This is a genomic window from Mesorhizobium sp. 8 (assembly GCF_006351905.1).
In the GTDB taxonomy this organism is placed as follows: Bacteria; Pseudomonadota; Alphaproteobacteria; order Rhizobiales; family Rhizobiaceae; genus Mesorhizobium; species Mesorhizobium composti.
Window position 1 is genome coordinate 1517640 of the sequence record NZ_CP040914.1, and the last position, 26457, is coordinate 1544096.

The 26457-nt window shown below is 64.6% G+C and carries 30 protein-coding genes; 21 read left to right on the top strand and 9 right to left on the bottom strand.

Features of this window, described 5'->3' with window-relative positions; genetic code table 11:
• Window positions 1-161 precede the first annotated feature (161 nt).
• From uvrB to FGU64_RS07185, 4 genes are all read left to right on the top strand, one after another.
• Complete coding sequence (gene uvrB, locus FGU64_RS07170; protein ID WP_139951770.1) at window positions 162-3284, top strand: excinuclease ABC subunit UvrB; 3123 nt, start codon at window positions 162-164, stop codon at window positions 3282-3284.
• Between the two features lie 25 nt (window positions 3285-3309).
• A complete protein-coding gene (locus FGU64_RS07175; RefSeq protein WP_139951773.1) occupies window positions 3310-3906 on the top strand; it encodes a YdeI/OmpD-associated family protein in 597 nt (198 codons plus the stop codon).
• A 146-nt stretch (window positions 3907-4052) separates the two neighbouring features.
• On the top strand, window positions 4053-4475 hold the full coding sequence (locus FGU64_RS07180) for a glyoxalase/bleomycin resistance/extradiol dioxygenase family protein (RefSeq protein WP_139951776.1): 423 nt from the start codon (window positions 4053-4055) through the stop codon (window positions 4473-4475).
• Window positions 4476-4486: 11 nt separating this feature from the next.
• Window positions 4487-4840, top strand: coding sequence for a DUF1428 family protein (locus tag FGU64_RS07185; protein WP_139951779.1), 354 nt, complete (start codon window positions 4487-4489; stop codon window positions 4838-4840).
• Window positions 4841-4874: 34 nt separating this feature from the next.
• On the opposite strand, the gene FGU64_RS07190 is transcribed toward FGU64_RS07185, so the two are convergent.
• Window positions 4875-6509: a tetratricopeptide repeat-containing sulfotransferase family protein gene (locus FGU64_RS07190; protein ID WP_139951782.1), complete on the bottom strand. Its 1635-nt coding sequence runs from the start codon at window positions 6507-6509 to the stop codon at window positions 4875-4877.
• A gap of 548 nt (window positions 6510-7057) precedes the next feature.
• Here FGU64_RS07190 and FGU64_RS07195 point away from each other — a divergent pair.
• The 3 genes from FGU64_RS07195 (at window position 7058) to FGU64_RS07205 (ending at window position 8353) form a co-directional block, all read left to right on the top strand.
• Window positions 7058-7270: a cold-shock protein gene (locus tag FGU64_RS07195; RefSeq protein WP_136358903.1), complete on the top strand. Its 213-nt coding sequence runs from the start codon at window positions 7058-7060 to the stop codon at window positions 7268-7270.
• A 259-nt stretch (window positions 7271-7529) separates the two neighbouring features.
• On the top strand, window positions 7530-7742 hold the full coding sequence (locus FGU64_RS07200) for a cold-shock protein (protein WP_008877668.1): 213 nt from the start codon (window positions 7530-7532) through the stop codon (window positions 7740-7742).
• A gap of 182 nt (window positions 7743-7924) precedes the next feature.
• Complete coding sequence (locus FGU64_RS07205) at window positions 7925-8353, top strand: BA14K family protein (protein WP_136358905.1); 429 nt, start codon at window positions 7925-7927, stop codon at window positions 8351-8353.
• 96 nt (window positions 8354-8449) lie between these two features.
• On the opposite strand, the gene FGU64_RS07210 is transcribed toward FGU64_RS07205, so the two are convergent.
• The 3 genes from FGU64_RS07210 to FGU64_RS07220 all read right to left on the bottom strand — a co-directional run bounded on the left by FGU64_RS07210 (window position 8450) and on the right by FGU64_RS07220 (window position 10537).
• Window positions 8450-9088, bottom strand: coding sequence for an MBL fold metallo-hydrolase (locus FGU64_RS07210; protein WP_139951785.1), 639 nt, complete (start codon window positions 9086-9088; stop codon window positions 8450-8452).
• A 111-nt stretch (window positions 9089-9199) separates the two neighbouring features.
• Window positions 9200-9502: a hypothetical protein gene (locus FGU64_RS07215; RefSeq protein WP_136358909.1), complete on the bottom strand. Its 303-nt coding sequence runs from the start codon at window positions 9500-9502 to the stop codon at window positions 9200-9202.
• 144 nt (window positions 9503-9646) lie between these two features.
• Window positions 9647-10537 (bottom strand): branched-chain amino acid aminotransferase, encoded by an 891-nt coding sequence (locus FGU64_RS07220; RefSeq protein ID WP_139951788.1) that lies wholly within the window; start codon window positions 10535-10537, stop codon window positions 9647-9649.
• Window positions 10538-10770: 233 nt separating this feature from the next.
• Between FGU64_RS07220 and FGU64_RS07225 the strand changes: the two genes are divergently transcribed.
• From FGU64_RS07225 to FGU64_RS07235, 3 genes are read left to right on the top strand one after another with little or no spacing between them, the layout of a single operon-like run.
• Window positions 10771-11295, top strand: coding sequence for a MarR family transcriptional regulator (locus FGU64_RS07225; protein ID WP_139951791.1), 525 nt, complete (start codon window positions 10771-10773; stop codon window positions 11293-11295).
• Window positions 11296-11312: 17 nt separating this feature from the next.
• Window positions 11313-12032 (top strand): response regulator transcription factor, encoded by a 720-nt coding sequence (locus tag FGU64_RS07230; RefSeq protein WP_136358915.1) that lies wholly within the window; start codon window positions 11313-11315, stop codon window positions 12030-12032.
• Window positions 12033-12081: 49 nt separating this feature from the next.
• Complete coding sequence (locus FGU64_RS07235; RefSeq protein ID WP_136358918.1) at window positions 12082-13488, top strand: ATP-binding protein; 1407 nt, start codon at window positions 12082-12084, stop codon at window positions 13486-13488.
• A 118-nt stretch (window positions 13489-13606) separates the two neighbouring features.
• On the opposite strand, the gene FGU64_RS07240 is transcribed toward FGU64_RS07235, so the two are convergent.
• From FGU64_RS07240 to FGU64_RS07255, 4 genes are all read right to left on the bottom strand, one after another.
• Window positions 13607-13966, bottom strand: a complete 360-nt coding sequence (locus FGU64_RS07240) for a tRNA-binding protein (RefSeq protein ID WP_136358920.1) — start codon at window positions 13964-13966, stop codon at window positions 13607-13609.
• Window positions 13967-13977: 11 nt separating this feature from the next.
• The gene (locus tag FGU64_RS07245; RefSeq protein WP_136358922.1) at window positions 13978-14478 is read right to left on the bottom strand and encodes a YbjN domain-containing protein; all 501 of its coding nucleotides are present in this window, start codon (window positions 14476-14478) and stop codon (window positions 13978-13980) included.
• Between the two features lie 314 nt (window positions 14479-14792).
• A complete protein-coding gene (locus FGU64_RS07250; RefSeq protein ID WP_139951794.1) occupies window positions 14793-15092 on the bottom strand; it encodes an accessory factor UbiK family protein in 300 nt (99 codons plus the stop codon).
• Window positions 15093-15185: 93 nt separating this feature from the next.
• Entirely contained in the window at window positions 15186-16193 is a 1008-nt protein-coding gene (locus tag FGU64_RS07255; protein ID WP_348639785.1) for a GNAT family N-acetyltransferase, read from the bottom strand.
• Window positions 16194-16249: 56 nt separating this feature from the next.
• On the opposite strand from FGU64_RS07255, the gene lgt reads away from it, so the two are divergent.
• The 6 genes from lgt (at window position 16250) to FGU64_RS07285 (ending at window position 21840) form a co-directional block, all read left to right on the top strand.
• Complete coding sequence (gene lgt, locus FGU64_RS07260) at window positions 16250-17101, top strand: prolipoprotein diacylglyceryl transferase (RefSeq protein ID WP_139951797.1); 852 nt, start codon at window positions 16250-16252, stop codon at window positions 17099-17101.
• Window positions 17098-18177 carry a class I SAM-dependent methyltransferase gene (locus FGU64_RS07265; RefSeq protein WP_139951800.1) on the top strand — a complete coding sequence of 360 codons (1080 nt, stop codon included), beginning with the start codon at window positions 17098-17100 and terminating at the stop codon, window positions 18175-18177. Before lgt ends, FGU64_RS07265 begins: the two co-directional genes overlap by 4 nt.
• A gap of 72 nt (window positions 18178-18249) precedes the next feature.
• Window positions 18250-19044: a peptidoglycan editing factor PgeF gene (gene pgeF / locus FGU64_RS07270; protein WP_139951803.1), complete on the top strand. Its 795-nt coding sequence runs from the start codon at window positions 18250-18252 to the stop codon at window positions 19042-19044.
• Window positions 19044-20195 carry a Xaa-Pro peptidase family protein gene (locus tag FGU64_RS07275; protein ID WP_139951806.1) on the top strand — a complete coding sequence of 384 codons (1152 nt, stop codon included), beginning with the start codon at window positions 19044-19046 and terminating at the stop codon, window positions 20193-20195. Before pgeF ends, FGU64_RS07275 begins: the two co-directional genes overlap by 1 nt.
• Before the next feature lie 44 nt (window positions 20196-20239).
• Window positions 20240-20800 (top strand): hypothetical protein, encoded by a 561-nt coding sequence (locus FGU64_RS07280; RefSeq protein ID WP_139951808.1) that lies wholly within the window; start codon window positions 20240-20242, stop codon window positions 20798-20800.
• 104 nt (window positions 20801-20904) lie between these two features.
• Window positions 20905-21840 carry a ribose-phosphate pyrophosphokinase gene (locus FGU64_RS07285; protein WP_136358938.1) on the top strand — a complete coding sequence of 312 codons (936 nt, stop codon included), beginning with the start codon at window positions 20905-20907 and terminating at the stop codon, window positions 21838-21840.
• Between the two features lie 2 nt (window positions 21841-21842).
• On the opposite strand, the gene FGU64_RS07290 is transcribed toward FGU64_RS07285, so the two are convergent.
• Window positions 21843-22688 carry a helix-turn-helix transcriptional regulator gene (locus FGU64_RS07290; protein ID WP_139951811.1) on the bottom strand — a complete coding sequence of 282 codons (846 nt, stop codon included), beginning with the start codon at window positions 22686-22688 and terminating at the stop codon, window positions 21843-21845.
• A gap of 124 nt (window positions 22689-22812) precedes the next feature.
• Here FGU64_RS07290 and FGU64_RS07295 point away from each other — a divergent pair, with 124 nt between their 5' ends.
• The 5 genes from FGU64_RS07295 (at window position 22813) to FGU64_RS07315 (ending at window position 26452) form a co-directional block, all read left to right on the top strand.
• Complete coding sequence (locus tag FGU64_RS07295; RefSeq protein ID WP_139951814.1) at window positions 22813-24057, top strand: MFS transporter; 1245 nt, start codon at window positions 22813-22815, stop codon at window positions 24055-24057.
• A gap of 217 nt (window positions 24058-24274) precedes the next feature.
• Window positions 24275-24913, top strand: coding sequence for a 50S ribosomal protein L25/general stress protein Ctc (locus FGU64_RS07300; RefSeq protein WP_136358944.1), 639 nt, complete (start codon window positions 24275-24277; stop codon window positions 24911-24913).
• A gap of 25 nt (window positions 24914-24938) precedes the next feature.
• A complete protein-coding gene (pth, locus tag FGU64_RS07305; protein WP_139951817.1) occupies window positions 24939-25667 on the top strand; it encodes an aminoacyl-tRNA hydrolase in 729 nt (242 codons plus the stop codon).
• Between the two features lie 79 nt (window positions 25668-25746).
• A complete protein-coding gene (locus tag FGU64_RS07310) occupies window positions 25747-26001 on the top strand; it encodes a hypothetical protein (protein ID WP_136358948.1) in 255 nt (84 codons plus the stop codon).
• The gene (locus FGU64_RS07315) at window positions 25988-26452 is read left to right on the top strand and encodes a PIN domain-containing protein (protein ID WP_139951821.1); all 465 of its coding nucleotides are present in this window, start codon (window positions 25988-25990) and stop codon (window positions 26450-26452) included. The genes FGU64_RS07310 and FGU64_RS07315 overlap by 14 nt, the downstream gene beginning before the upstream one ends.
• Window positions 26453-26457: the final 5 nt, after the last annotated feature.

Sequence of the window (26457 nt, forward strand, 5' to 3'; positions counted from 1 at the left end):
CCGTCGCCGGTCGGTGGTGAAGCAGGCCGCGACAGATTCAGCGACCGCCCCCAAACTTGCCGCCTCTTCCTGACAGCCTGCTGTCAGGAAGAGGCGCGGCGCTGCCCCGGCCGATCCACTCGGCTCTTTCCATTTGCTCGGACTCCACCCATATTCGGCGCATGGCCAAATCTCCCGAGAAGACGACGCGCCCGGCGCAGGACGATCGCATGCCACCGCGCAAGCGCGGCAACGCCGTGACCGACTATCTGGACGCCTCCGAGCCGCTGGAGCGCAAGGGCTTCGCCGAAGCGCGGCAGGCCGAGTTCACCGGCGCCCCGCTGTCCGGCTCGATTTCGGATTGGGCCGAGCAGATTTCGCGCGAAGCCGAGCGCTCCACGCCGCCTACCCCCACCCCTAACCCCTCCCCGCAAGGGGGAGGGGAAGCTGCCGCGCCCGAATCCCCCTCCCCCTTGCGGGGAGGGGTTAGGGGTGGGGGTAAATCGGCAAAAAAAATCCCAGAGAAAAGCACGTCCCCTACCCGCACCGCGCGCGGTACCTCCATGGGCGGTGCGGCTTCGGCCAAGGAGCGCGCGGCCGCGGGGCTGAACCCCGTCGCCGGCCTCGATATTGCGCTGGAAGACGCCGAGACGCTTTCCAACACCGGCGTCACCGCCACGGTAAAGGCGCTGGCGGACCTGATCGAGAGCGGCAACCCGCTGCACAAGAACGGCGTGCTGTGGACGCCGCATCGCCCCGAGCGGCCGGAGAAATCCGAAGGCGGCATCGCCATCAAGATGGAGTCGGACTTCCAGCCGGCAGGCGACCAGCCAACCGCTATTAAAGACCTCGTCGAAGGCGTCGCCAACGAGGACCGCACGCAGGTGCTGCTCGGCGTCACCGGCTCGGGAAAAACCTTCACCATGGCCAAGGTGATCGAGGAGACGCAGCGCCCTGCCCTGATCCTCGCGCCGAACAAGACGCTGGCCGCCCAGCTCTATGCCGAATTCAAGAAATTCTTCCCGAACAACGCGGTCGAGTATTTCGTCTCGTACTACGACTACTACCAGCCGGAGGCCTACGTCCCGCGCACCGACACCTATATCGAGAAGGAATCCTCGATCAACGAGCAGATCGACCGCATGCGCCATTCGGCGACGCGCTCGCTGCTGGAGCGCGACGACGTCATCATCGTCGCCTCGGTATCGTGCATCTACGGTATCGGCTCGGTCGAGACCTATACGGCGATGACCTTCCAGATGACGATCGGCGACCGCCTCGACCAGCGGCAACTGCTCGCCGACCTCGTCGCCCAGCAGTACAAGCGCCAAGACGCCAATTTCGTGCGCGGCTCGTTCCGGGTGCGCGGCGACACCATTGAGATATTCCCGGCCCACCTCGAGGATCGCGCCTGGCGCATCTCGATGTTCGGCGACGAGATCGAGCAGATCACCGAGTTCGACCCATTGACCGGCCAGAAGACCGGCGATCTGAAGTCGGTCAAGATCTACGCCAATTCGCACTACGTGACGCCGCGCCCGACATTGAATCAGGCTATCAAGTCGATCAAGGAAGAATTGCAGCACCGCCTGCAAGAGCTTGAAAAGGCTGGCCGCCTGCTGGAGGCGCAGCGACTGGAGCAGCGAACCCGCTTCGACCTGGAGATGCTGGAAGCCACCGGCTCCTGCGCCGGCATCGAGAACTATTCGCGTTATCTCACCGGCCGCAATCCCGGCGATCCGCCGCCGACCCTGTTCGAATATGTGCCGGACAACGCCCTGATCTTCGTCGACGAGAGCCACGTCACCATTCCGCAGATCGGCGGCATGTACCGCGGCGACTTCCGCCGCAAGGCGACGCTGGCCGAATACGGCTTCCGCCTGCCGTCCTGCATGGACAACCGGCCGCTGCGTTTCGAAGAGTGGGACGCAATGCGCCCGCTCACCGTCGGCGTCTCGGCGACGCCCGGCAGCTGGGAACTGGAGCAATCCGGCGGCGTCTTCGCCGAGCAGGTCATCCGCCCGACCGGCCTGATCGACCCGCCCGTCGAGGTGCGCCCCGCCAAGACCCAGGTGGACGACGTCGTCGGCGAGATCCGCGAGACGACGAAGAAGGGTTATCGCACGCTCTGCACGGTGCTGACCAAGCGCATGGCCGAGGACCTGACCGAATACCTGCATGAGCAGGGCATCCGCGTGCGCTACATGCACTCCGACATCGACACGCTGGAGCGCATCGAGATCCTGCGCGATCTTCGTCTTGGAGCTTTCGACGTGCTGGTCGGCATCAACCTGCTGCGCGAGGGCCTCGACATTCCCGAATGCGGCTTCGTCGCCATCCTCGACGCCGACAAGGAAGGATTTCTCCGCTCCGAAACCTCGCTGATCCAGACCATCGGCCGCGCCGCGCGCAACGTCGACGGCAAGGTCATCCTCTACGCCGACCAGATCACCGGCTCGATGGAACGTGCCATGGCGGAGACCAACCGTCGCCGCGAGAAGCAGCTCGAATACAACGAGGCCAACGGCATCACGCCGGAGAGCGTGAAGTCGCGCATCGCCGACATCCTCGACTCCGTCTACGAGAAGGACCACGTCCGCGCCGACATCTCGCAGTTCACCGACGATGCCGGCCAGATGATGGGCAACAACCTGAAAGTCCATCTGGAGCATTTGAACAAGAAGATGCGCGACGCCGCCGCCGACCTCAATTTCGAGGAAGCCGCAAGGCTGCGCGACGAGATCAAGCGGCTGACCGAGCTGGAGTTGCAGATCTCCGACGACCCGCTGGCGAAATACGCCGAGAGCGAAAGCCCGGTTTCCGGTCGCGAGAAAGGCAAGCACAACAAGGGCCGCGAGCGGCACCGGACGGTGGACGACAGCGCGACCGACGCCTCTCTTTTCCGCAAGCCGCAGCTAGACGAAATGGGCGCGGACGGCGCCAAGCCACTCGGCAAATCACTGTTCCAGAAGCCGCATATCGACCATATGGGACCTGGTACCGACATGCCGACGCCGGCCGGCGCCGTATCGCGCTCGCTGTTCAAGAAGCAGTCGGCACAGGAGGCGCATGGTTCGGACTACGGAGTGCCCGGCGAAAACAAACCCTCGCTGTTCCGCAAGAACTCGCTGGACGAAATGACCGTACGGCGCACCGAAAAGCCGGTCGAGGGCGTGAAGCCGGCCAAGCCGGAGGACGTCAAGCCGATCAAGCGCGAGCGCGCCGGCATCGGCTCCTACGAAGACGCCGGCGACCAGCGCCACCAGACGCGCCGGCCGAAGAAGAGCGGCCGGCCCGGCCATTAATCCGATACGCGGAAAGTCACCGTCCATGGCGCCTGTCAAGGTCGATCCATCCAGGATTCATGAATTTGCCGACGCTGCCGCGTTTTATGCCTGGCTCGGCAAGCACCATCACAGCGAGGGCGAAGTCTGGATCAAAATTCACAAGGTGAATTCGGGCCTCAAATCCATCACCCCTGTGGAAGCCATCGACGTCGTGCTGTGCTGGGGGTGGATCGACGCCATCCGCAAGGGGCATGACGAGAAAAGTTTCCTGCAGCGCTATACGCCGCGCGGCAAGAAGAGCACCTGGAGCAAGATCAACGTCGACAACGTCGCCCGTCTTATCGAAGAAGGCAGGATGACGGAGCACGGCTTGCGCCAGGTCGAAGCCGCCAAGGCTGACGGACGCTGGGATCGTGCCTACAGCAGCAAGACCATGACGATCCCTGACGATCTTCAGGCCGCGATCGACGCAGAGCCGGAAGCAAGCGCGATGCTCGCCACTTTGAGCGCACAGAACCGCTTCGCGCTTGCCTTCCGCATGCATCAGACAAAGACCGAAGCGGGCCGAAGCAAGAAGATTACCGCCTTCGTCGACATGCTGAAGCGCGGCGAGACGATCTATCCGCAGGGAAAGAAATAGCCGGATAGTCCTTGTGCAGTCGGATATTGCCTGCCGGATTCGGCTTTCGGCGGGGGCATCGACTCGAAAATTTTTCGGCCGCCTTGTCGGCATGCCGCTTCGTCGTTCGTCCTTTGCTCGCAACCGCGACAAGAGAGGAACAGACAATGACCGAACAGTCCCCCCAGGCCGCGCAGGTTCTCGGCGGCTTAACGCCCTATCTCGGCATCGACGGCGCGACGAAAGCAGCCGCCTTCTATGAAAAGGCTTTCGGCGCCAGGCAGGTCTTCGCCTATCCGCCGGATGAGCAGGGCCGCACCATGCACATCCACCTGCATGTCAACGGCTCCAGCCTGATGCTCGGCGATTTCTACCCCGAGCATGGCCATCCGGTGAAGGCCGTTCAGGCCTGCACCATGCAGCTTCACCTGACCGAGGAAAACATCGACGAATGGTGGCAGCGCGCCGTCGACGCCGGTTGCGAAGTCACCACACCGCTCCAGGTAATGTTCTGGGGCGACCGCTGGGGCGCGCTGCGCGATCCCTTCGGCGTCGAATGGGCCATGAACGCGCCCGTCAAGGCCAAGTGAGGAGAGGACAGATGTCCTATGTCGATGGATTCCTGATCGCGCTGCCCAAGGCGAATATTGAGGCTTACAGGAAGATGGCCGAGCTCGGTCGCGAGGTCTGGATGAGCCATGGCGCGCTCGCCTATGCCGAATGCCTTGCCGACGACGTCCCCTATGGGGAATTGACCTCGTTCCCGCGCGCCGTTCAGGCGAAAGAGGACGAGACCGTCGTGTTCTCGTGGATCGTCTATCGCGACCGCGCGCACCGGGGCGAAGTCAACAGCAAGGTGATGAACGACCCTCGTATGGCCGGGGCTATGAATGATGCGCCCTTCGACGGCAAGCGCATGATCTTTGGCGGTTTCGAGATGGTCGTGGAATCATAGGCCTTCGTCCTTTCCTGTGGGGAGGGAACCGAACCTACTTCAGCCGCCCGATCAGCGGCTGAAGGCTGTCGCCGTACTGCTTCCACAGGTCGACCGAGCCCTTGTACATCGGCTGGCGCACCTGCGCGGCGGAAGCCGTGCGCACCTGGCGGTCAGCCTTGTGGAAGGCAAGCACGGCATCGTCCCACGGCAGGCCGAGCCAGTCGATCAGCGCCCGCGACTGGCCTTCCTGGTCGGCGACGAAATCCTCGTAGCGGACGTCATGGACGACGCCGGGCAGCACCGTGCGCCAGTGCTCCATCAGGTCCACGTAGAGGTTGTGGAAGTCGGCCAGTTCGGCGAGATCGTAGCCGTAGCGATGCCCGTCGCCGCGGAAGTTGGTCTTGAAGATCGACAGACAGGTCGCCACCGCATTGCGGGCGCAGTGCACGATCTTCGCTTTCGGCAACATCATGTGCAGGAACCCGACCAGCAGGAAGTTGCCCGGCATCTTGTCGGTGACGTGGCGATAGCCCGGATAGCGTTTGGTCAGCATGTCGAGATAGTCGTGGCCGGCATCGGCGAAAGCCTTGTCCGGCATCGTGGCGATACCGGCCGGAAAGCCGCCCTTCATGTCGAGCGGAAAGCCCTTGCCCACCGCCGATCGCAGAATTGTCAGCTCGCCCGCACCGAAAACCTGCGGATGGCTGGCAATGATCTGCTCGATCAGCGTCGTGCCGGACCGCGGCATGCCAACGACGAAGATCGGCGTGTCGTCGGAAATGGCACTCGGCTTGCGCCGGTCGAAGAAATCCTTCGTGAAGGTCGCCTTCATGGCCGCGAATTCGGCCCGTGTCCGGTCACCGTCGTAAGCCATCTCCTTGCGGCGGATCGCATTGCCCTCGAGGAAGAACCCGAAAGCCCGGCCGTAATCCTTCAGGTCGTCATGCGCCTTGCCGAGGCCGAAGGAAAGCTGCATGCGCGCCTGGCTGTCGGCCGGCGCCTTGTCGTGCGCGGCCGTCATCGCGCTCAGCTCGCCGTCGCCTTCGCGCTGCGGCTTGACCTGCGCCAGCAATTGCCAGGACACCGCACGCGTGGCGTCGACGGCAAGCGCGGCGCGGAAATGCTCGGCGGCGCCGGCAAGGTCGCCCTTCTCCATCAGCGCGACGCCCATGCCGTGCAGCACTTCCGCATCCTTCGGCCGGATCGACAGCGCTTCGCGGAAAACCGCCAGCGCCTCGTCGATATGACCGGTTTCCTGCAACGTGTCGGCGAGACCGATCCGCGCCCGGATATGGAAAGGGTGGCGGCCGATCGTCGCCCGCAACACCTCCTTGGCGGCATCGAAGCGGCCAAGCTGTCTTTCGACCGAAGCGAGATTGTCGCGCGCCGCCAGGTTGTCCGGTTTGAGGGCGACCGCCTTGCGGAACTGGTCGGCGGCGGCCTTCGTATGGCCGAGGTCGCGTAGGACCGTGCCCAGATTGTTGAGGAAGTCGGCGTTGCCCGGCTGCACGCGCACCGAGCGCTGTATGAGCGCCAATCCATCGGCGCTGCGCCCGCTCTGATGCAGCAGCAAGCCGAGGAAATGCAGCGCCGGCGCATGGTCGGCGCGCGCATCGAGCACCTTACGGTACAGCGCCTCGGCTTCCGTCAGGCGGCCGGCCTGGTGCAGAGCCAGGGCCTGCCGCACGTGTTGGTCGAGATCGCCGCCGCGCGGCGGCTGCCCGCCCGCCCGCCCTGCTCCGCCCTGCCTTTGCGATATCCTGCTGATGGCACACCTGCCTGGACTTGTTTGCGCTGATGCGGCGTAAGACAAGGCGCGAGACGATGCAAGGCCGCAGACCGACCTCGCGCCCTTCGGCAAGGCCCACCGTGCGGGTAAAGCGCGCCCGGAAAGCAGGCCTGTACCTATCCTTGCCATGCCCGTGGCCGATGACCCGCGCCTCGGTCGGGCGTATCGCCCGGTATAGCGTTGGGCGGCGCTTGAATGCGCGTCTGCGAGTGTTGTCTTGCCACGCTCACATTTCCGTGCAATAAATTCAGTGTTCGGGCATTTGCGACCCGGAGACTGGAACGTTTGAACGCCCCTTTCCCCGATATGTGTGAATCTCTGACGGCCCCGTCTTTCGGCGGGGGGTTTGACCGTGCGCGAATGCATGACCGCCGAAGCCACCACCGGACCTGCCGCAAGCCAGGCGCCAGGACCACCAGACTGAACGGGTGAAGGAGTTCCCCCAGATGGCCCAGACCGGCACCGTAAAATTCTTCAACACCACCAAAGGCTTCGGCTTCATCACGCCGGACGATGGCGCGAAGGACGTGTTCGTCCACATCTCCGCCATCGAGGCTTCGGGCCTGCGCACCCTGATCGACGGCCAGAAGGTGACCTTCGACGTCGAGCCGGATCGCATGGGCAAGGGCCCCAAGGCGGTCAATCTGCGCGCGGCGTAATTCCGCCCAGGCCTGCATGAGTTTCGGAAAGGCGCGGCGGCTTCGTCGCGCCTTTTTGCTTGCGATGACCGGCAGCGTCGCCACCGCGCCGGATCGCCATGGGCGTCCGCCGTGTTCTGGCAACCCGCCCTGATCCGCGGTCGAGTTGGAGCGAATCGCAAAAGTTTTTCTTGCCGAGCCCGTCAAAATAAACGACAAATTTCCCCTTCGGGTTTTTCGGGACCCGGAAAGATGACTGATGGGATCAGAGGAGCTTCCCATGCCGCAGACCGGCACCGTCAAATTCTTCAATCATGCCAAGGGTTTCGGTTTCATCACGCCGGACGATGGAGCCAAGGACGTCTTCGTCCACATCTCGGCTGTACAGGCGTCAGGGCTTCCCGGTCTGGAAGATGGACAGAAGGTGACCTTCGACACCGAGCCGGACAAGCGCGGCAAAGGCCCCAAGGCGGTCAACCTGTCCGTCGGCTGACCGGCCGCTCCGAACAGCCGTCGAAAACGCCGCCGCCGGCGCAATCAACACCGGCGCCGGACACCGGCCCCCGTTTCGTTCAGCCACCGTTCAGCCACGGTCTCCTATTACATTCGCGTAGAAACCGGCCGCGACCTGCCTCCCCCATCAGGCATCGGCGAGCCGGCACGAAGGAGACTGTCATGAACGGATTTGCCAAAACCGCAGTGGTGTCCGTGGCCCTCGCGGCGACGGCCATGGCCACGCTTCCTGCACAAGCCGGCGACTGGCGCTGGCGTCATCATCACCACGGCGGCGGTGACGCGGTCGCTGCCGGCATCGTCGGCCTTGCCGCCGGCGCGCTGATCGGCGGCGCGCTCGCCTCGCAGCCGCCTCCGCCGCGCGACTATTACTATGACGACTATGGCGAACCGGCCTATGTGGTGCGCCGTCGGCCCGTCCTGCGCCCCGCCCCGGTCCGTAACTATCCGATCGTCACCTATCGTGGCGGCATCGAGCCGTGGACCCGCAGTTGGTACGAATACTGCTCGGATCGCTACCGCAGCTTCGACGCCCGCACCGGCACCTTCACCGGTTACGACGGCGAGCAGCATTTCTGCGTCGCCAACTGACGCGGCGCATCCACGCCGGAGGTTTCCTGCCTCAAGAAAAGCGCCGTCGCCGCGACGGCGCTTTTTCTTTTCGGCACCTGCGGTTTCGCCGAACCCTCACACCAGGAATGGATTGCCGCGCCGTTCCTCGCCGAAACGCCCGCCCGGCCCGTGCCCGCACAGGAAGCCGATATCGTCGCCGAGCGGCAGGAGCTTTTCCTTGATCGAGGCCATCAACGCCGCATGGTCGCCGCCCGGCAGGTCGGTGCGCCCGACCGATCCATGGAAAAGCACGTCGCCGACATGCGCGAAGCCGGCGGCGCGGTTGTAGAAGACGACATGGCCCGGCGCGTGACCAGGGCAGTGCAGCACCTCGAAGACATGGTCGCCGAAGGAAACCGTCTCGCCTTCCGAAAGGAACCGGTCGGGCACGCAATTGCGCACGCCCGCCATGCCGTAGCGGCTCGCCTGCGTCTCGAGGTTGTCGAGCAGGAACTTGTCGGCCTCGTGCGGGCCGACGATGTCGACGCCCAGCGCCTCCTTCAGCTCCATCGCCCCGCCCGCATGGTCGATATGACCATGGGTGATCCAGATCGCCTCGGCGGTGATGCCGTTGTCCTTGAGTGCGGCCAGGATGCGCTCGACATCCCCTCCCGGATCGACGACGACGCCGCGCTTGGTCTCGGCGTCGAACAGGATGGCGCAGTTCTGCTGGAATGGCGTGACCGGCACTATGCCGGCGTTGAGCTGACCCATGATGACCTTTCACCGTTTCCCCGGTGATGTAGCCGCGACTGCGGCCGGAAACCAGAGCCGAAACGAAAATGGGCGGCCGAAGCCGCCCATGCCGCATCGAGTTGCGATCGCTTACTTCTTCATGGAGTTCATGACCGCGCCGACGATGGCGGTCAGAATGGCACCGCCGCCGAGACCACCGACGATGTTCTCGACGTTGAACGAGCCGCCGCTGACCGCGCCGGCAACCGCAGCCGGGTCGATACCGGCGTTCATGAGCTTGCCGAGGATCGCGCCGCCGGCGACACCGCCGATCGCGCCGCTGAGAATCTTCGGAAGCTGGCTCATCGCCGCCTGCTTGATGGCCGCTCCGACGGCCTGGCCGCCGATGATGCCGGTGACGACCTGCACAATGATGGGAAGTAACGTTTCCATGATCGTAGTCCCTCCAAAGCCGCCAGCCTCCCTGGCGATGCGCACATGAGACGCCGAATTCGTCGAAAGTCAAATGTCGAAACGATGAAACAGGAAAGGCGGCCGAAGGGCCGCCTTATCCAACTGAAAAATCGAAGCTTTCTGCTATTCCGCGGCGATCGCGTGCTTCGGCTGCACCGCTGCCGTATAGTCGTTCATCAGCGTCTTGGCGATCTCACCGACCTCGAATCGATACGGCCCGATCTCCGACACCGGCGTGACCTCGGCCGCCGTGCCGGTCAGGAAGCACTGCTCGAAGCCTTCCAGTTCCTCCGGCATGATCGCCCGCTCGACCACGTCCAGGCCGCGCGCCTTCGCCAGGCCGATCACCGTGCGCCGCGTGATGCCGTCGAGGAAGCAGTCCGGCGTCGGCGTGTGCACCTTGCCGTCCTTGACGAAGAAGATGTTGGCGCCGGTCGCCTCGGCGACCTGGCCGCGCCAGTCCAGCATCATGGCATCCGCATAGCCCTTGGCCTCGGCGGCATGCTTGGAGATGGTGCAGATCATGTAGAGACCGGCGGCCTTCGACTTCGACGGCGCGGTGCGCGGGTCGGGCCGGCGGTACTCGGCGAGATCGAGCCGGATGCCCTTGAGCTTCTGCGCCGGGTCGAAATAGCTCGGCCACTGCCAGATGGCGATGGCGACGTTGATGCGGTTGTTCTGCGCCGAAACGCCCATCTGCTCGCTGCCGCGGAAGGCGATGGGGCGCACATAGGCGTCCTTGAAGCCCTGCTTCTTGAGCAATTCGCGGCAGGCGTCGTCGATTTCGGCGACCGAATAGGGAACGGTGAAACCGAGAATGCGCGCCGATTCATGCAAGCGTTCGGTGTGCTCGGTCAGCTTGAAGATCTCGCCGCCGTAAGCGCGCTCGCCCTCGAACACGGCGCTGGCATAGTGCAGGCCGTGCGTGAGCACATGAATCTTGGCGTCCGCCCATTTGACGAACGCGCCGTTCATCCAGATGAAACCTTCAAGCTGGTCGAAGGAAACTGCCATTTTAACCTCCCGCGGGAGCCGCCCGCTTGCCATGGTGTTACGTTCAGTCGCGTCGAGCGGCCGGAAAAGAGCGTAGGCCCGGATCGGCGGCGTGGCAAACTCAGGAAACGTCGAAAATCCCGCGCCGCCTTGCCTTTTCGTTCACAATCGGCCCTAAAGCTTGTCAAAAATTATCACCGTCGGCGAATTACGTCAATAGTGCTGACATAATTTGCCGTTCAAATGGAACGCCCATGACCGCCAGCATGTCAGAAGCCATAGAACCGATCCGGACCGCCGTCGTCGACGAGGACGGCATCGACTTCGCCCTGATCGAGCTTTTCTTCTTCGCCTATCGCGACTTCACCTCGGACCCCGACGAGATTCTGGCCGACTACGGCTTCGGCCGCGCCCATCACCGCGTGCTGCACTTCGTCAACCGGCGTCCCGGCCTGACGGTCGCCGAACTGCTGGACGTCCTCAAGATCACCAAGCAGTCGCTGGCGCGCGTGCTGAAGCAGCTCATCGACACCGGCCACATCGTCCAGGTGCAGGGGCCGCGCGACCGCCGCCAGCGCGAGCTCTACCCCACCGCCAAGGGCCGTTCGCTTGCCCTCGACCTCGCGCGGCCACAGTCGCGCCGCATCGCTCAGGCATTGCAGGATTCCGGACAGGGCTTCGACGTCTCCGAAAGGGCTTGCGTGGAGCGTTTCCTGAAAGCGATGGTCAATCCGGAACTAAGAGCGCAGATTGACATTCTGCCCCATGAATCACGATGAACGGCCGGGATACTGCCATGGAAAGCAATGAAAGCGCCGAGCGCTCGACCGCACCGGATGACGACGCCCCGCACCTTCTCGTGGTCGACGACGACACCCGCATCCGCAACCTCTTGAAGCAATACCTGACCGAGAACGGCTTCCGCGTCACCGTCGCCGGCAATTCCGACGAGGCGCGTCGCAAGCTTGTCGGACTGGATTTCGACATGCTGATCCTCGATGTCATGATGCCGGGCGAGAGCGGCGTCGAGTTGACGAAGGCGCTGCGGGCGCAGAAGGACGTGCCGATCCTCATGCTGACGGCCCTGTCGGAAACGGACAGTCGCGTCACCGGGCTGGAAGCGGGAGCCGACGACTACCTGCCCAAGCCTTTCGATCCGCGCGAACTGATCCTGCGCATCAACAACATCCTGCGCCGCGGCGGCCCGGCGGCGACGCCCAAGGTCGAGCAGCTCGTTTTCGGCCCCTATACCTTCCAGATCGCCAAGCGCGAACTGAAGCGCGGCGGCGAAGCGCTGAAGCTGACCGACCGCGAGCAGGAGATTCTTGCCATCTTTGCCGCCCGCGCCGGGGAGACCATCCCGCGCCACGAACTGGTGGGCGACGATTCGGAAGTCGGCGAACGCACTATCGACGTGCAGATCAACCGGCTGCGCCGCAAGATCGAGCGCGATCCGTCCAATCCGGTCTGGCTGCAGACCGTGCGCGGTATTGGGTATCGGCTGAGCGTGGAATAGAATGGGCGCCGGCGGCGGGACCGTTCCCGTCCGCATGAACGACACATTGATGGCAGCCACCGATTTGCAGCAGCCGAAATCGCCAAGCGTCGAGACACCGGGCGCGGTCGATACCATGCGGCACGCCTGGCGCCGCTTCTGGCGGCGGGTATCGCTTTACATGCCGAAGCGGCTCTACGCCCGCTCGCTGATCATCGTCATTGCGCCGATGTTCCTGCTGCAATCCGTCGTCGCCTTCGTTTTCATGGAGAGAAACTGGCAAACGGTCACGCTGCTCCTGTCGCAGTCGGTGGTGCGCGACATCGCCGCCATCATCGATGTGATGGAGACGTACCCGCACGACGCCGACTATGCCAACATCATCCGGATCGCGCAGGATCGCATGCAGCTGAAGGTCGACCTGCTGCCGCCCGATCCATTGCCGCCGCCCGGCCCGAAACCCTTCTTCTCGACGCTCGACGAACCGCTGTCGTCCGAGATCACCCGGCAGATCAACCGGCCGTTCTGGATCGATACGGTCGGCAACTCGAAGATCATCGAGGTCCGCATCCAGTTGGAAAACAAGGTCCTGCGCGTCTTCGTGCGCCGCAGCCAGGCCTATGCCTCGAACATGCAGGTGTTCCTGCTGTGGATGATCGGCACCTCCGTGGTGCTTCTGATGATCGCCATCCCGTTCCTGCGCAACCAGATCAAGCCGATCCTGACCTTGGCCGAGGCGGCGGAGAGCTTCGGCAAGGGGCGGCCGATGCCGCAGGATTTCCGCCCGCGCGGCGCCGAGGAAGTGCGGCGGGCCGGCTTCGCCTTCATCCAGATGCGCGAGCGCATCGAGCGTCAGATCGAGCAGCGCACGGCCATGCTGACCGGCGTCAGCCACGACCTCAGGACCATCCTCACCCGTTTCAAGCTGCAACTGGCGCTGACCGGCAAGAAGGGTGACATCGAAGCGATGAACCAGGACATCGACGACATGCAGTCGATGCTGGAAGGCTACATCGCCTTTGCCCGCGGCGAGGCCGCCGAGGACACCGGAAGGTTCGACCTGAACGCGTGCCTGAACAAGCTCACCGAAGAAGCGGCGCTGCGCAAACGCACCATCACCACCTCGCTGACCGGCGACAGCAACGTTCTGGTGCGGCCCAAGGCCTTCGCCCGCCTGCTGTCCAACATCGTCGGCAACGCCTTCCGCTACGCCAGGACGGTCGAGGTGAAAGCCGTCCATGGCAAAGGCTCGCTGGTCGTCACGGTGGATGACGACGGGCCGGGCATTGCGCCGGCCAAGCGCGAGGAGGTGTTCAAGCCGTTCGTCCGGCTCGACCAGGCGCGCAACCTCGATTCCAGCGGCACCGGCCTCGGCCTGGCCATCGCCCGCGACATCGCCCGCAGCCACGGCGGCGACATAACGCTGGAAGACAGCCCGCTGGGCGGCCTGCGCGCGGTGATCAGGATACCGGCCTGAACAGAGTTGGAAGCGCCTAGAGCATTTTGCAGCCAGACGGAATCGTCTGGCGTCGCACAAATGCGGCTAAAACAAAGAGGTAGATCGTTGCGCCGTTTCCGTGAAACGGTGAAACGCTCTAGAACAGCCTGCCGCCGTCCGGCACCTTGCGCTCGATGGCGCCGAGCACCACGTCGCCCTCTTCGTCCGGGAAGCCGAGCGTCAGCACTTCGGACATGAACGGGCCGATCTGGCGCGGCGGGAAATTCACCACCGCGAAGACCTGCCGGCCGACCAGCGTATCGGGCGCATAGTATTTGGTGATCTGCGCCGACGACTTCTTGACACCGATCTCCGGGCCGAAATCGATCCTGAGCTTGATCGCCGGCTTGCGCGCCTCCGGAAACGGTTCGGCGGCTACGATGGTGCCGGCCCTAATGTCGACCTTGTCGAAATCGGCGAAGCCGATCTCCGCTTTGCGCGCGCTGCCTGCACTCATGACCCGACCGCTCAGGCGTTGCCGTGGGTTTCGAACAGGACGCTGGACAGCGCGTCCTTGGCCGAAGTGCCGGACCAGACGACGAACTGGAACGCCTGGAAATAGCATTCGCAGGCTTCCAGCGCCGACGACAGCAGGACCTCGACCTGCTGGCTGGAAGGCTCGACGCCGCCGGCAAGCAGCAGCGACTGCCTGAACATGATGGCGCCTTCCTGCTCCCACAGGTCGAAATGGCCGAACAGCATCTGCTCGTTGATGAGCGACAGCAGCCGCATCACCTCCAGCGCGCGCGATTCCGGCACCTTGATGTCGAAAGCGCAGGCCAGGTGCAGCGCCTCGAAGTCCTCCATCCATGAGAAGGAGACGTGATAGTCCGTCCAGGTGCCAGCCACCGAGATCGAGATTTCATCGTCGCCGGCGCGCTCGAAGGACCAGTCGTTGTTGTGGGCCACCTGCTCGATGACATCCACGGGATGAATTTCGCGGGAAATGTCGAGTTCCAGAAGTTCCATGATGCTTCCTGTCGTTCGAAGGAGCGCCGCCACGCTCCGTGGGAGGCACGCAACGAACACGTTTTAAGAACCCGGACGGTCATGACTGCGCGACGCAACAACCCATGACCGGAACCACACCGCCCGGCTGCAGGACCCGCTCCGAATCATGCAGCAAATTCAGTCTATTGATCGGGAGTCGCGTGACCAGCCCAATTTTTCGCGCTGCGTCATACGGGTGTGGAAAGCGCTGTCGCGCAGATTCATGCAATGCCGTTAAGCGATTCACGGCAAAGCGCTTTTCCCGAATCTGGCGTTGTGGAAAAGTTTAGCGATTATTTCCGCGCGCGGGGCTTGGCGCCGGCGTCGGCGGGGGTTCCGGCATCGCCGGCGAGCTTCGCTTCCAGCGCTTCGATGCGTGCCGTCAGCCGCGCGTTTTCCTCGCGCGCCTTCGTCGCCATCTCGCGCACCGCCTCGAATTCCTCGCGCTGCACGATGTCCATCGTGCCGAGGATGCGTTCGGCCTGCGCCCGGAAGGCCGTCTCGACCTCGCGGCGCACGCCCTGCGCGGCGCCGGCCGCATCGGTCATCAGCTTGGCGAATTCGTCGAGAATGCGGTTCGGTCCGGTCGACATGGCAAAACCTCGCGTGGTCGATCTGACCTAGTGAGCATTGCTGCGGAATGCAAGCAGGCAAGCTGCTTTCAGGGCAGCGGCCGCCGCCTGCGGTCACATAAACCCGGGATTCCGGGGAAGGTATTGCGACCAGTTGCCGAAGGCTCGCGTCGACATCAGAACCATCGGAAAGGTGATGCGCATCCCATGCTCCATGGCCGTCGTCAGCGCCGGCTCGGCCACGCCCGGAACAAACGCCGAGACCTGGGGCGAACCGCCCTCTACGGCCAGCCGCAACGCGGTCCTGAAGGCGGCATCGAGATGATCGGGCCGCGTGACCGCCAGCGGCCCGATATGGCCGGTTTCGCTGATATAGGCGTAGCCGACGCAATCCTGCGCGGCGTAGAGGCCGAAGCCTCGGGTCGCGCTGTCGCCGATCAGATAGCGGTGATGCTTTAGTCGCGACACGCCCAGCGCCTCGATGTCGATCCGGGCAAGGTCGGGAAGATGCGTTTCCTCCAAAGGACGATAATCCAGTTGCGGGCCGCGCGGCCGGCTCGACACCTCTTCTCCGGCCGCGCTGACGATGTAGATCGGGAATCGCGGAAACATGCCGTGCCGCAGGTAAAGGCCTTGCGACACCGTGTTGAAGGTAAACGTGATCAAGGCCTTGCTGGCGGCACCCGACAGTCGTGCATGGTCCAGCGTCCTTTTCAGCAATTCGTTGCCGATGCCGCTGCCTTGCCGGCCCGGCGACACGAACAACTGCGCCAGAAACCACAGGTCGCCGCTGACCCAGCTCCAAGCGAAGCCGACGATATCGCCGGTTTCCTCCGCTACCCACAGCCCACCGGCATCGTCGTTCAGGGAAAAAAGCTGGAAACTGGGCGGCCGGGGCACCGCCATCGGACCGAAGCCATGGCGGCCCGTAAGATCGTTGATGCTGGCGACGACAAGAGCGTCGGCGCGCTCCAGATCTTGCGCACGGGCAGGTCGATAGAGGACTGGCATGGTGCCCTCCGCACAACGCCTCAAGGAGAGGATATGCCTGCGACAGGTGAAGTCAAATGATGTCGTCCGAGGCTGACGCCTCGCCTTGACCCTGCCAAAACCCTGCCGCATGGTCCGCCGCACGCTCCGGCCGCAATGCCGGACCTACCCCGTTCGAGAGACCGACCTTGCCGCTTGCAATCCTGCCCTTCCCGAACATCGACCCGATCATCGTGCAGATCGGGCCGCTGGCGATCCACTGGTACGGCGTCGGCTACATCGTCGGCATCCTGTTCGCCTGGTGGTACGCCAAGCGTCTCGCCTCGAACCCCCGCCTATGGCCTGATGGCACCCTGCCGATGAAACCGCAGGATCTCGACGACTTCATCGTCTGGGCGGCGGTTGGCGTGGTCCTCGGCGGCCGTACCGGCTATGTGCTGTTCTACGACCTGCCGCGCTACCTCGCGCATCCGCTCGACATCTTCGCCGTCTGGCAGGGCGGCATGTCCTTCCATGGCGGCTTCCTCGGCGTCGTCGTCGCCATGATCCTGTTCGCGCGCTCGCGCGGCATCCGCGCCTGGACCCTGTTCGATGTCGTCGCCGCCGGCGTCCCGGTGGGGCTCGGCCTCGTGCGCGTCGCCAACTTCATCAATTCGGAGCTGTGGGGCCGGCTCACCGACGTGCCATGGGCGATCGAATTTCCCAATGGCGGCCCCTTTCCGCGCCATCCGAGCCAGCTTTACGAGGCCCTGCTGGAAGGGCTGGTGCTGTTCCTTGTGCTCCGCTTCCTCACCCATTCGCGGCTGAAGCTGGCGCGCCCCGGCTTCATCGCCGGCGCCTTCGTCTGCGGCTACGGCCTGTCGCGCATCTTCGTCGAGTTCTTCCGCGAACCGGACCAGCAGCTCGGCTATCTGCTCGGCACCGGCTGGCTGACCATGGGCATGGTGCTGTCCACGCCGATGGTGCTGGCCGGCATCTGGGCGATGGCGAGGGCGAAACGGACTGCTGCGCCCCAGCCAGCGGACGCGCCGCCCGCATGACACCGCTCGGCAAACGCATCGCCGAGCTGATCGAGGCGCTCGGGCCGATTTCCGTCAGCGAATACATGGCGCTGTGCCTGTCCGATCCCGACTACGGTTATTACACGACGCGCCAGCCCTTCGGACGCGACGGCGATTTCACCACAGCGCCGGAAATCAGCCAGATGTTCGGCGAACTGGTAGGTGTCTGGCTGGCATCCGCCTGGCAGGCGCTCGACAGTCCGGCAGGCGCCATGGTGGTCGAGATCGGCCCCGGCCGCGGCACGCTGATGAAGGACATCGCCCGCACGCTTGCCCGCGCGGCACCCGCCCTGCGTGACGGCGCGACTTTCCACCTGATCGAAACCAGCCCTGGCCTGCGCGATGTGCAGGCGGCGACGCTGGCCGACAGCGGCAGCTTCACCTGGCATGCCGATATCGCGGAACTGCCCGACCGCCCCCTCTTCATCGTCGGCAACGAACTGTTCGATGCCCTGCCCGTCCACCAGTATGTGCGCGCCGCCAACGGCTGGCGCGAACGGGTCGTCGGCCTGGACGACGACGATGCGCTGCGCTTCTACGCCGGCGCAGGCTCCGTCGATCCATCGCTCCTGCCCCGCGATGCCGATGCCGCCCCGGAAGGCGCCATCATCGAAATTTCCCCTGCCCGCGCCGCCCTCATGCACAAAATCGCCGGGCGCATCGCCGCCCGCTCCGGCGCAGGCCTGTTCATCGACTACGGCTATGCCGTGCCGGCCGTCGGCGACACGCTGCAAGCCATGCTGAAGCACGCCTACGACGATCCGCTCGTTCACCCTGGCGAAGCGGACCTCACCGCGCATGTCGATTTCTCCGCACTGGCGCAAACCGCCCGGCAAACCGGCCTCGATGCCCATCTCCTGACGCAGGGCGAATTCCTGCTCGGCATGGGGCTTCTGGAACGTGCCGGCCAGCTCGGCGCCCGTGCCGACGCAGCGACGCGCGAGCGCATTTCCGGCGAGGTCGAACGTCTCGCCGGCCCCGAGGCGATGGGGACCCTCTTCAAGGCGCTGGCCGTGCTGCCGCCGGGCGTCGCTGTGGAATCGTTCCGCCGCTGATCCGGAAAGCCGGCAAAGCACGGCAGCTATCCGCGCTTGACGAAACCGCCTCCGGGAGAGGACAAAGCGGCAATGCTGAATCAAGTCACTTTGGACCCCATCCGGTCCCCCGAGCTCGACGCGGCGCGCGCCAGGGGCGTCCGCCACGGCTATTTCACCCGCGTCGGCGGCGTCTCGACGGGCATCTATGAAGGCCTCAACACCGGCCCGGGCTCGGCCGACGACCCGGCGCATATCGGCGAGAACCGCCGCCGCGTCGCCGCCTGGATGGGCGTGGCGCCGAGTCATCTGCTCAATGTCCACCAGATTCATTCGCCGGACGTCATCGTCGCCCGCGAGCCGTTCGCCGGCTCGCGTCCCAAGGCGGACGCCATCGTCACCGACAGGCCCGGCATCGCCGTCGCCGCCTCGAGCGCCGATTGCGGCCCCGTCCTGTTCGCCGATGTGGAGGCGCGCGTCATCGGTGCCGCGCACGCCGGCTGGAAGGGCGCCTTCACCGGCATTCTGGAAAACACCGTCGCCACCATGGAGACGCTCGGCGCCCGCCGCGACCGCATTGTCGCCGTGCTCGGCCCCTCCATCGGCCCGAAGAATTATGAGGTCGGCCCGGAATTCGTCGCCCGCTTCGTCGAGGCCGACGCCGGCAACGCCGCCTATTTCGCGCCGTCCACCAAGGAAGGCCACGCCATGTTCGACCTGAACCGCTACACGGTGGACCGCCTGGCAAGGGCCGGCGTCGAGGCGCACTGCCTCGGCCGCTGCACCTACGCGGAGGGCGACCTGTTCTTTTCCTACCGCCGCTCAACCCATCGCAACGAGCCCGACTATGGCCGGCAGGTGTCGGCGATCGTGCTGGAGGACAACTGATGGCCCTGCATTTCGAGCGCTCCGAGTTCGATGCCCGCCGCGACCGGCTGATGATCGAGATGGCCGAGAAGAAGCTGGACGCTGTCCTCCTGTTCGCGCAGGAGAGCATGTACTGGCTGACCGGCTACGACACGTTCGGCTTCTGCTTCTTCCAGTGCCTTATCGTGAAGGCCGACGGCTCGATGGTGCTGCTCACCCGCTCGGCCGACCTGCGCCAGGCCCGCCAGACCTCGACCATCGAGAACATCGTCGTGTGGACCGACCGCGCCGACGCCAATCCGGCGATCGATCTGCGCAATCTCCTGAACGACCTGGACCTTCTCGGCGCCCGCATCGGCGTCGAATACGACACGCATGGACTGACCGCCTATAACGGCCGCCGGCTGGACGAGCAGTTGCAGACCTTCGGCCAGATCGCCGACGCGTCGGGCATCGTCGGGCGGCTGCGCCTGTTCAAGAGCCCGGCCGAGATCGCCAAGGCCGAGAAGGCGGCAAGCCTGTCGGACGACGCACTGGACGCCGCCCTTCCGCTCATCAAGCAGGGCGGCGACGAGGCCGCCATCCTCGCCGCCATGCAGGGCACGATCTTCGCCGGCGGCGGCGACTATCCGGCCAACGAGTTCATCATCGGCTCCGGCGCCGACGCGCTCCTGTGCCGCTATCACGCCGGCCGCCGCAAACTGACCAAGAACGACCAGCTGACGCTGGAATGGGCGGGCGTGTTCCATCACTACCACGCGCCGATGATGCGCACGATCCTCACCGGCAAGGCCTCCAAGCGCCATCAGGAACTGTTCGAGGCCTCGCGCGACGCGCTGCTCGCCGTCGAGAAGGCGATGACCCCCGGCAACACCTTCGGCGACGTCTTCGATGCGCATGCCCGCACCATGGAAGCACACGGCCTGACTCGCCACCGCCTCAACGCCTGCGGCTATTCCGTCGGTGCCCGCTTCACGCCGTCCTGGATGGACATGCCGATGTTCTATCAGGCCAATCCCGAGCCGATCGCGCCTAATATGACGCTGTTCGCGCACATGATCATCATGGATTCCGAGACGGAAACCGCCATGACGCTCGGCCGCACCTATCTCACCACCGAAACCGCGCCCAAGGCGCTCTCGCGCCATGATCTCGACTTGATCGTGCGGTGATTTCGATGCGAGGGGGCGTTCGCCGACGAAGAGTTTCCGGACCGATGAAGCGCCTCCATGCCACGGCCGTATCGCTGCTCGCCGCAGCCGCCCTGTCGGCCTGCAACACCAGCGACGTGCTCCAGCCGACCGCACCCCCGCAGCCTGCCGCCTCGGCCGCTGCCGGCCCGGCGACCGCGACCCAGCCGGCGCTGGCTCCCGCGCAGCTCTCGGCGGAGGCCAAGGCGGCGATCGCCAGGATGCGCCTCCAGATCGCGCCGATGGTCGGCACCACGGTGGAAGCGGCCGGCCCCCTGACCGAGCAGCTCAATCTGCGCGCCCGCGAGCGCGGCATCCAGCTCGCCGGCAGCACCGACAGCAACGCAACCCATGTGCTGAAAGGTTATTTCTCGCTGCTGAGCGAAGGCAAGGACACCACAGTCATCTATGTCTGGGACGTCTACGATCCCGCCGGGAACCGGCTGCACCGGATCAACGGCCAGCAGAAGGTGGAGCAGCCCGGCAGCGGCGAGGGCTGGGCGGCGGTGCCGCCGCAAACCATGCAGGCGATCGCTGACGCTACAATGAACCAGCTCGTCGCCTGGCTGGCCGGCACTCCCGGCTAAACGACGCCTTTGTTGGGATTATCCGGCCAAATCGCGTTTGCAGCGCTTGCAATACGGGAAATGACCGTTAAAAGCCCGGGTGACTTCTCCTTCAGGTACAGCGCATGAAACTCTTCGCGGGCAATTCCAATCGGGTGCTGGCTGAAGCGGTCGCCCGCTATCTCAACATTCCGCTCGGCAAGGCCAGCGTCCGGCGCTTCGCCGACCAGGAAATCTTCGTCGAAATCCAGGAAAACGTGCGCGGCGAGGACGTCTTCGTTCTCCAGTCCACTTCCTTCCCGACCAACGATCACCTGATGGAACTGCTCATCATGATCGACGCCTTCATGCGCTCCTCGGCGCGGCGCATCACGGCGGTCATTCCCTATTTCGGCTATGCGAGGCAGGATCGCCGCGCGTCCGGCCGCACGCCGATCTCGGCCAAGCTGGTCGCCAACATGATCGCCCGCGCCGGCGCCAGCCGCGTCCTGACGCTCGACCTGCACGCTGGCCAGATCCAGGGCTTTTTCGACATTCCGACCGACAACCTGTTCTCCGTGCCGGTCATGGCGCGCGACGTGAAGGCCAAGTACAAGCAGATCGGCAACGTCATGGTGGTGTCGCCCGACACCGGCGGCGTGGTGCGCGCCCGCGCGCTCGCCAAGCGCATCGACGGCCAGCTTGCCATCGTCGACAAGCGCCGCGAGCGGCCCGGCGAATCCGAAGTCATGAACGTCATCGGCGACGTCGCCGGCAAGGACTGCCTGCTGTTCGACGACATCGTCGATTCCGGCGGCACGCTGTGCAACGCCGCCGACGCGCTGCTGGCCAAGGGCGCCACCAGCGTCACCGCCTACATCACCCACGGCGTGCTGTCGGGCGGGGCGATTGCCCGCATCACTGGCTCCCAGCTTCAGGAACTGGTCATCACCGATTCCATCCAGCCGACCCAGGCCGTCATCGACGCGCCGAACATTCGTGTCGTCTCCATCGGCGACCTGATCGGCGAGGCGATCTCGCGCACCGCGACGGAAGAATCCGTTTCCAGCCTGTTCGACTAACCTTAAGCTGAAATCTTTTCGGATTCGCGCGCGCCGCGCAGGTAACCGCGCGGCGCGGTTCCCAGCATGCGCTTGAACATGGTGGTGAAGGCCGGCACGCTGTCGTAGCCAAGATCGAGCGCCACGCGCGTGATCGGCTCGCCGTCCGTCAGCCGTGGCAGGGCGGCGAACAGCAACGCCTGCTGGCGCCATGTCGACAGCGACAGTCCCGTCTGCCGCTGGAAGGTGCGCGTGAAGGTGCGGCGGCTCATGCCGGCCAGCGCCGCCCATTCGTCGATCGTGGCGCGCGGTGAGGGCTGCGCGAGAAAGCGGCGGCAAACCGCTGCGATCTTCGCGTCCGTGGGAAAGGGCAGGCCCAGCGGCCGCTCCGGCATCGCCGGTATCTCGTGCAGGAGCAGCGCGAGCACGAGCCTGGCGCGCGGCGAAGGCTCCGCCTCGTCCGGCAGCGACACCGCCTCGACGATCAGGCTGCGCATCAGGTCGCTGACGCCGACGACCCGCAGCCTTGCCGGCAGGCCGGCGATGGCGTCGGGCACTACATAGAGCGAGCGCATCGAGACGTTGCCCAGCATGTCGACCGAGTGCTCGATGCCGGCCGGGATCCACATGGCGTGGTCCGGCGGCACCATCCAGCGGCCGGATTGCGTGCTGACCAGCACGACCCCGGTCAGCGCATGGAGAAGCTGGCTGCGGCTGTGGCGGTGGCCGGGCACATGATAACTGTCGGGATATTCCGACGGCAGCGCCACGATCGACCCGGCGGCTTTTTCCAGCCAGTCCAGCCGCTCGCGATGCAACCGGAACAGCTCGGTGGCCGGCGCATGCAGATAGGAAACCGAATTCGGCACGAAACTTGGCCCACTTGCGAAGATAATGGATCAAACCACGAAAGAAGTCGTTGCACAACCGGACTATAAGCGCTGCCGCGATCCGGGACCGACTCGCAATGACGATTGGCCCGGGACGGCAAGCATGAAGACGGAGCAGATCGTGACCGACACCACCACAACAGCCCCCTCCCCGCACGCGCCGGTCAGCGCCACGGCGACGGCGTTTACGGTCATCCTGGCGGTAAGCCTCTGCCACGGCATCAACGACATCATGCAGTCGCTTCTGGCCGCCATCTATCCGCTGTTGAAGGACAACTACCATCTCGATTTCTGGCAGATCGGCCTGCTGACCTTCACCTTCCAGCTCACCGCCTCGCTGCTCCAGCCGGTCGTCGGCCTTGTCACCGACAAGCGACCGATGCCCTATTCCCTGCCCTGGGGCATGGCCTCCTCGCTGGTCGGCCTGATCGTGCTCGCCTATGCTGGGCACTACTGGATCCTGCTTGCCGGCGCCTCGCTGATCGGCATCGGCTCGGCCGTGTTCCACCCCGAATCCTCGCGCATCGCCCGTCTGGCGTCCGGCGGCAGGCACGGGCTCGCCCAGTCCCTGTTCCAGGTCGGCGGCAACGCCGGCCAGGCCGTCGGCCCGCTGCTGGCGGCGTTCATCGTCGTGCCGTTCGGCCAGTCCAGCATCGCCTGGTTCGCGGTCGCTTCGCTGATCGGCATCGTCGTTCTGTGGAAGGTGGGCAACTGGTACAACAGCGTCCGCGCCAACACGGCACGCAAGACGACAGCATTCGTCTCGCCGTTCACGCAGCGCCGCGTGTTCTGGGCGCTGGTCGTACTGGCGCTGCTGACCTTCTCCAAGAACGCCTATATGGCGAGCCTCTCCAGCTACTACACCTTCTACACCATCGAGAAGTTCGGCGTTTCGGTGTCGGTCTCGCAGGTGCTGCTGTTCGTCTTCCTCGGCGCCAACGCGCTCGGCATCCTGCTCGGCGGCCCCTTCGGCGACCGCTACGGCCAGAAGGCGATGATCTGGTTCTCCATCGTCGGCGTGCTGCCCTTCACGCTCGCTTTGCCCTACGCCAACCTCGAATGGACGATCGTCTTGACCATCGTGATCGGCCTGATCCTGTCTTCCGCCTTCTCCAACATCGTCGTTCTGGCGCAGGAACTGGTGCCCGGCCGTGTCGGCATGGTCGCCGGCATCTTCTTCGGCTTCGCCTTCGGCATGGGCGGCATCGCCGCGGCGGCTTTGGGCGTCGTCGCCGACGCCAAGGGCATCGACTATGTCTACAAGCTCTGCTCGTACCTGCCGCTGGTCGGATTGCTGACCGTCTTCCTGCCCAACATGCGCAAGGGCAGGCAGGCGATCGCCCACTGAACCGGCGCCTTGCGCCGGGCGACGGCATCGGTTATAGCACCGCCACCCGCGTAGACACCCTTGGAGGCAACGCGGGCGAGGGCCGCCAGGCTCGCATGACCCCAAAAAGTGGATTCCGGTTTTTGGGCAAGGTCATGCGCAAAAGATGGCGGCTTTCGACGTTTCCGGACCCGGCTCCGCCGGTCCGCAGACGCTCCACAACACGAAAGGAAAAGCCATGAGCCAAGCTTCTTACGAGCTCAAGGCCGAAGCGCGCGAACAGGTCGGTAAGGGGTCCGCCCGTGCAGTCCGCCGCAACGGTAAAGTACCCGCCGTCATCTACGGCGAAAAGCAGCCTCCCCTGGCGATCGCCCTGTCCTACAAGGAAATCTTCTACAAGATCCACGGCGGCGGTTTCCTGACCACCGTGGCGACGATCGACGTCGACGGCAAGAAGATCCAGGTCCTGCCGAAGGATTACCAACTCGACCCGGTCAAGGACTTCCCCCTCCATGTCGACTTCCTGCGCGTCGGCAAGGACACCGTCGTCAACGTCAACGTGCCGGTCCACTTCATCAACGAAGAGAAGTCGCCCGGCATCAAGCGTGGCGGCGTGCTGAACGTCGTGCGCCATGAGGTGGAATTCCACTGCCCGGCCAATGCCATTCCGGACTCCATCACCGTTGACCTGTCGGGCGCCGAGATCGGCGATTCCATCCACATCTCGGCGGTGACGCTGCCGGCCGGCGTCAAGCCGGTCATTTCGGACCGCGACTTCACCATCGCCACCATCGCCGGCACCGCTGCCGCCAAGCCCGAGACGGACGAAGCCGCCGCGCCGGCCGCCGCTGCCGAGGACGAAGCGGAAGAGAAGTAATTTTGTCGCCCGGAGGACAGGAGCCATGCAGATTCTTGCAGGTCTTGGCAATCCGGGCGCGAAATACGCCAACAACCGGCACAATGTCGGCTTCATGGCGGCGGACGCTATCGCCCGCCGCCATTCCTTTTCGCCCTGGTCGAAAAAATTCCAGGCCGAGATCGCCGAAGGCAGACTCGGCGGCGACAAGGTGCTGCTCATAAAACCGCAGACCTTCATGAACCTGTCCGGCCAGGCGGTCGGCGAGGCGCTGCGTTTCTACAAGCTCGATCCTTCCACCGTCACCGTCCTCTACGACGAGATCGACCTCGCCCCCGGCAAGATCAGGGTCAAGGTCGGCGGCGGCTCGGGCGGCCACAACGGCATCCGCTCGCTCGACCAGCATATCGGCCAGAACTATCGCCGCGTGCGCATCGGCGTCGGCCACCCCGGCGCCAGGGAGATGGTGCACGGCCATGTGCTGGGCGATTTCTCCAAGGCCGACCGCGAATGGCTCGACGTGCTCCTGGACTCCATCGCCGGCGCCGCCGACATGCTCGCCAGGGGCGACGACAGCGGCTTCATGAACCGCGTGACGCTGGACCTGCGCGAAAAGCTCCAGCCGACCGGCGAGGACGACGCGCCGCCACCTAAAAAAAAAGCGCCTAAGGCCCAGAGCCACATCCGCCAGGCGCGTCCGCAGCAACCGATGGCCAAGCTGCCGGAAACCGGCCCCATGGCCGCCATGCTGAAGAAGCTGCTCGGTAAGGATTGAGCCTATCCGACGGCACCTTGATGCCGGAAGCATTGGGTATTAAATTACACGAACTTCGTGTTTTCGTGAGATTGCAACCATGAAAAACGTGACGATTTCAATGGACGACGACTTGGCGCATTTGACCCGCATTGCGGCGGCAAAGGCGGGCAAGAGCGTTTCCAGATATCTGGCGGAAGCGGCCCGCGAAAAGCTCATGGCGGACGATGCCGGTATCGCACCGCCACGCAATCGACAGAAAGAGGCGCTGGAGCGCATTCTGGCCGGGCCGAAATGGGACGTAATGGAAAACGGCCGGATGCCGACATCGGAAGAGCGTAATGCGCGTCGGTGAGGTTTTCATCGACACCAATATCCTGCTTTACATCCATGATCGCGACGGCGCTGCAAAAGGCGAGCAGGCTCTCGCATGGCTGAGCCTCCTGACCGACAGGCAGCTTGCACGCACGAACCTCCAAGTGCTGAACGAAGTTGCCCATGTCTTTCTGCGAAAGAAGTGGTTCACCTCGGCAGAGGAGGCTTTCTCGATCTTGGACCGGCTTTCCGTGTTCGGAGACCGCCCCCTCACGCGAGCTGAAATCGACCGGGCACGTCGCCTCCATCTCCGCTACGGCTACTCCTGGTGGGACTGCCTGTTGCTCGCCTCCGGGCTCGAACTCGGCTGCACGCATTTTCTGTCCGAGGACCTGCAGGACGGCCAGATCATAGACGATCGCGACGGCAAGAGCTTGACGATCCTCTCCCCTTTCGCCCATAGCCCTGAGCAATTCTTCTCTTCCTTGTAGGACCG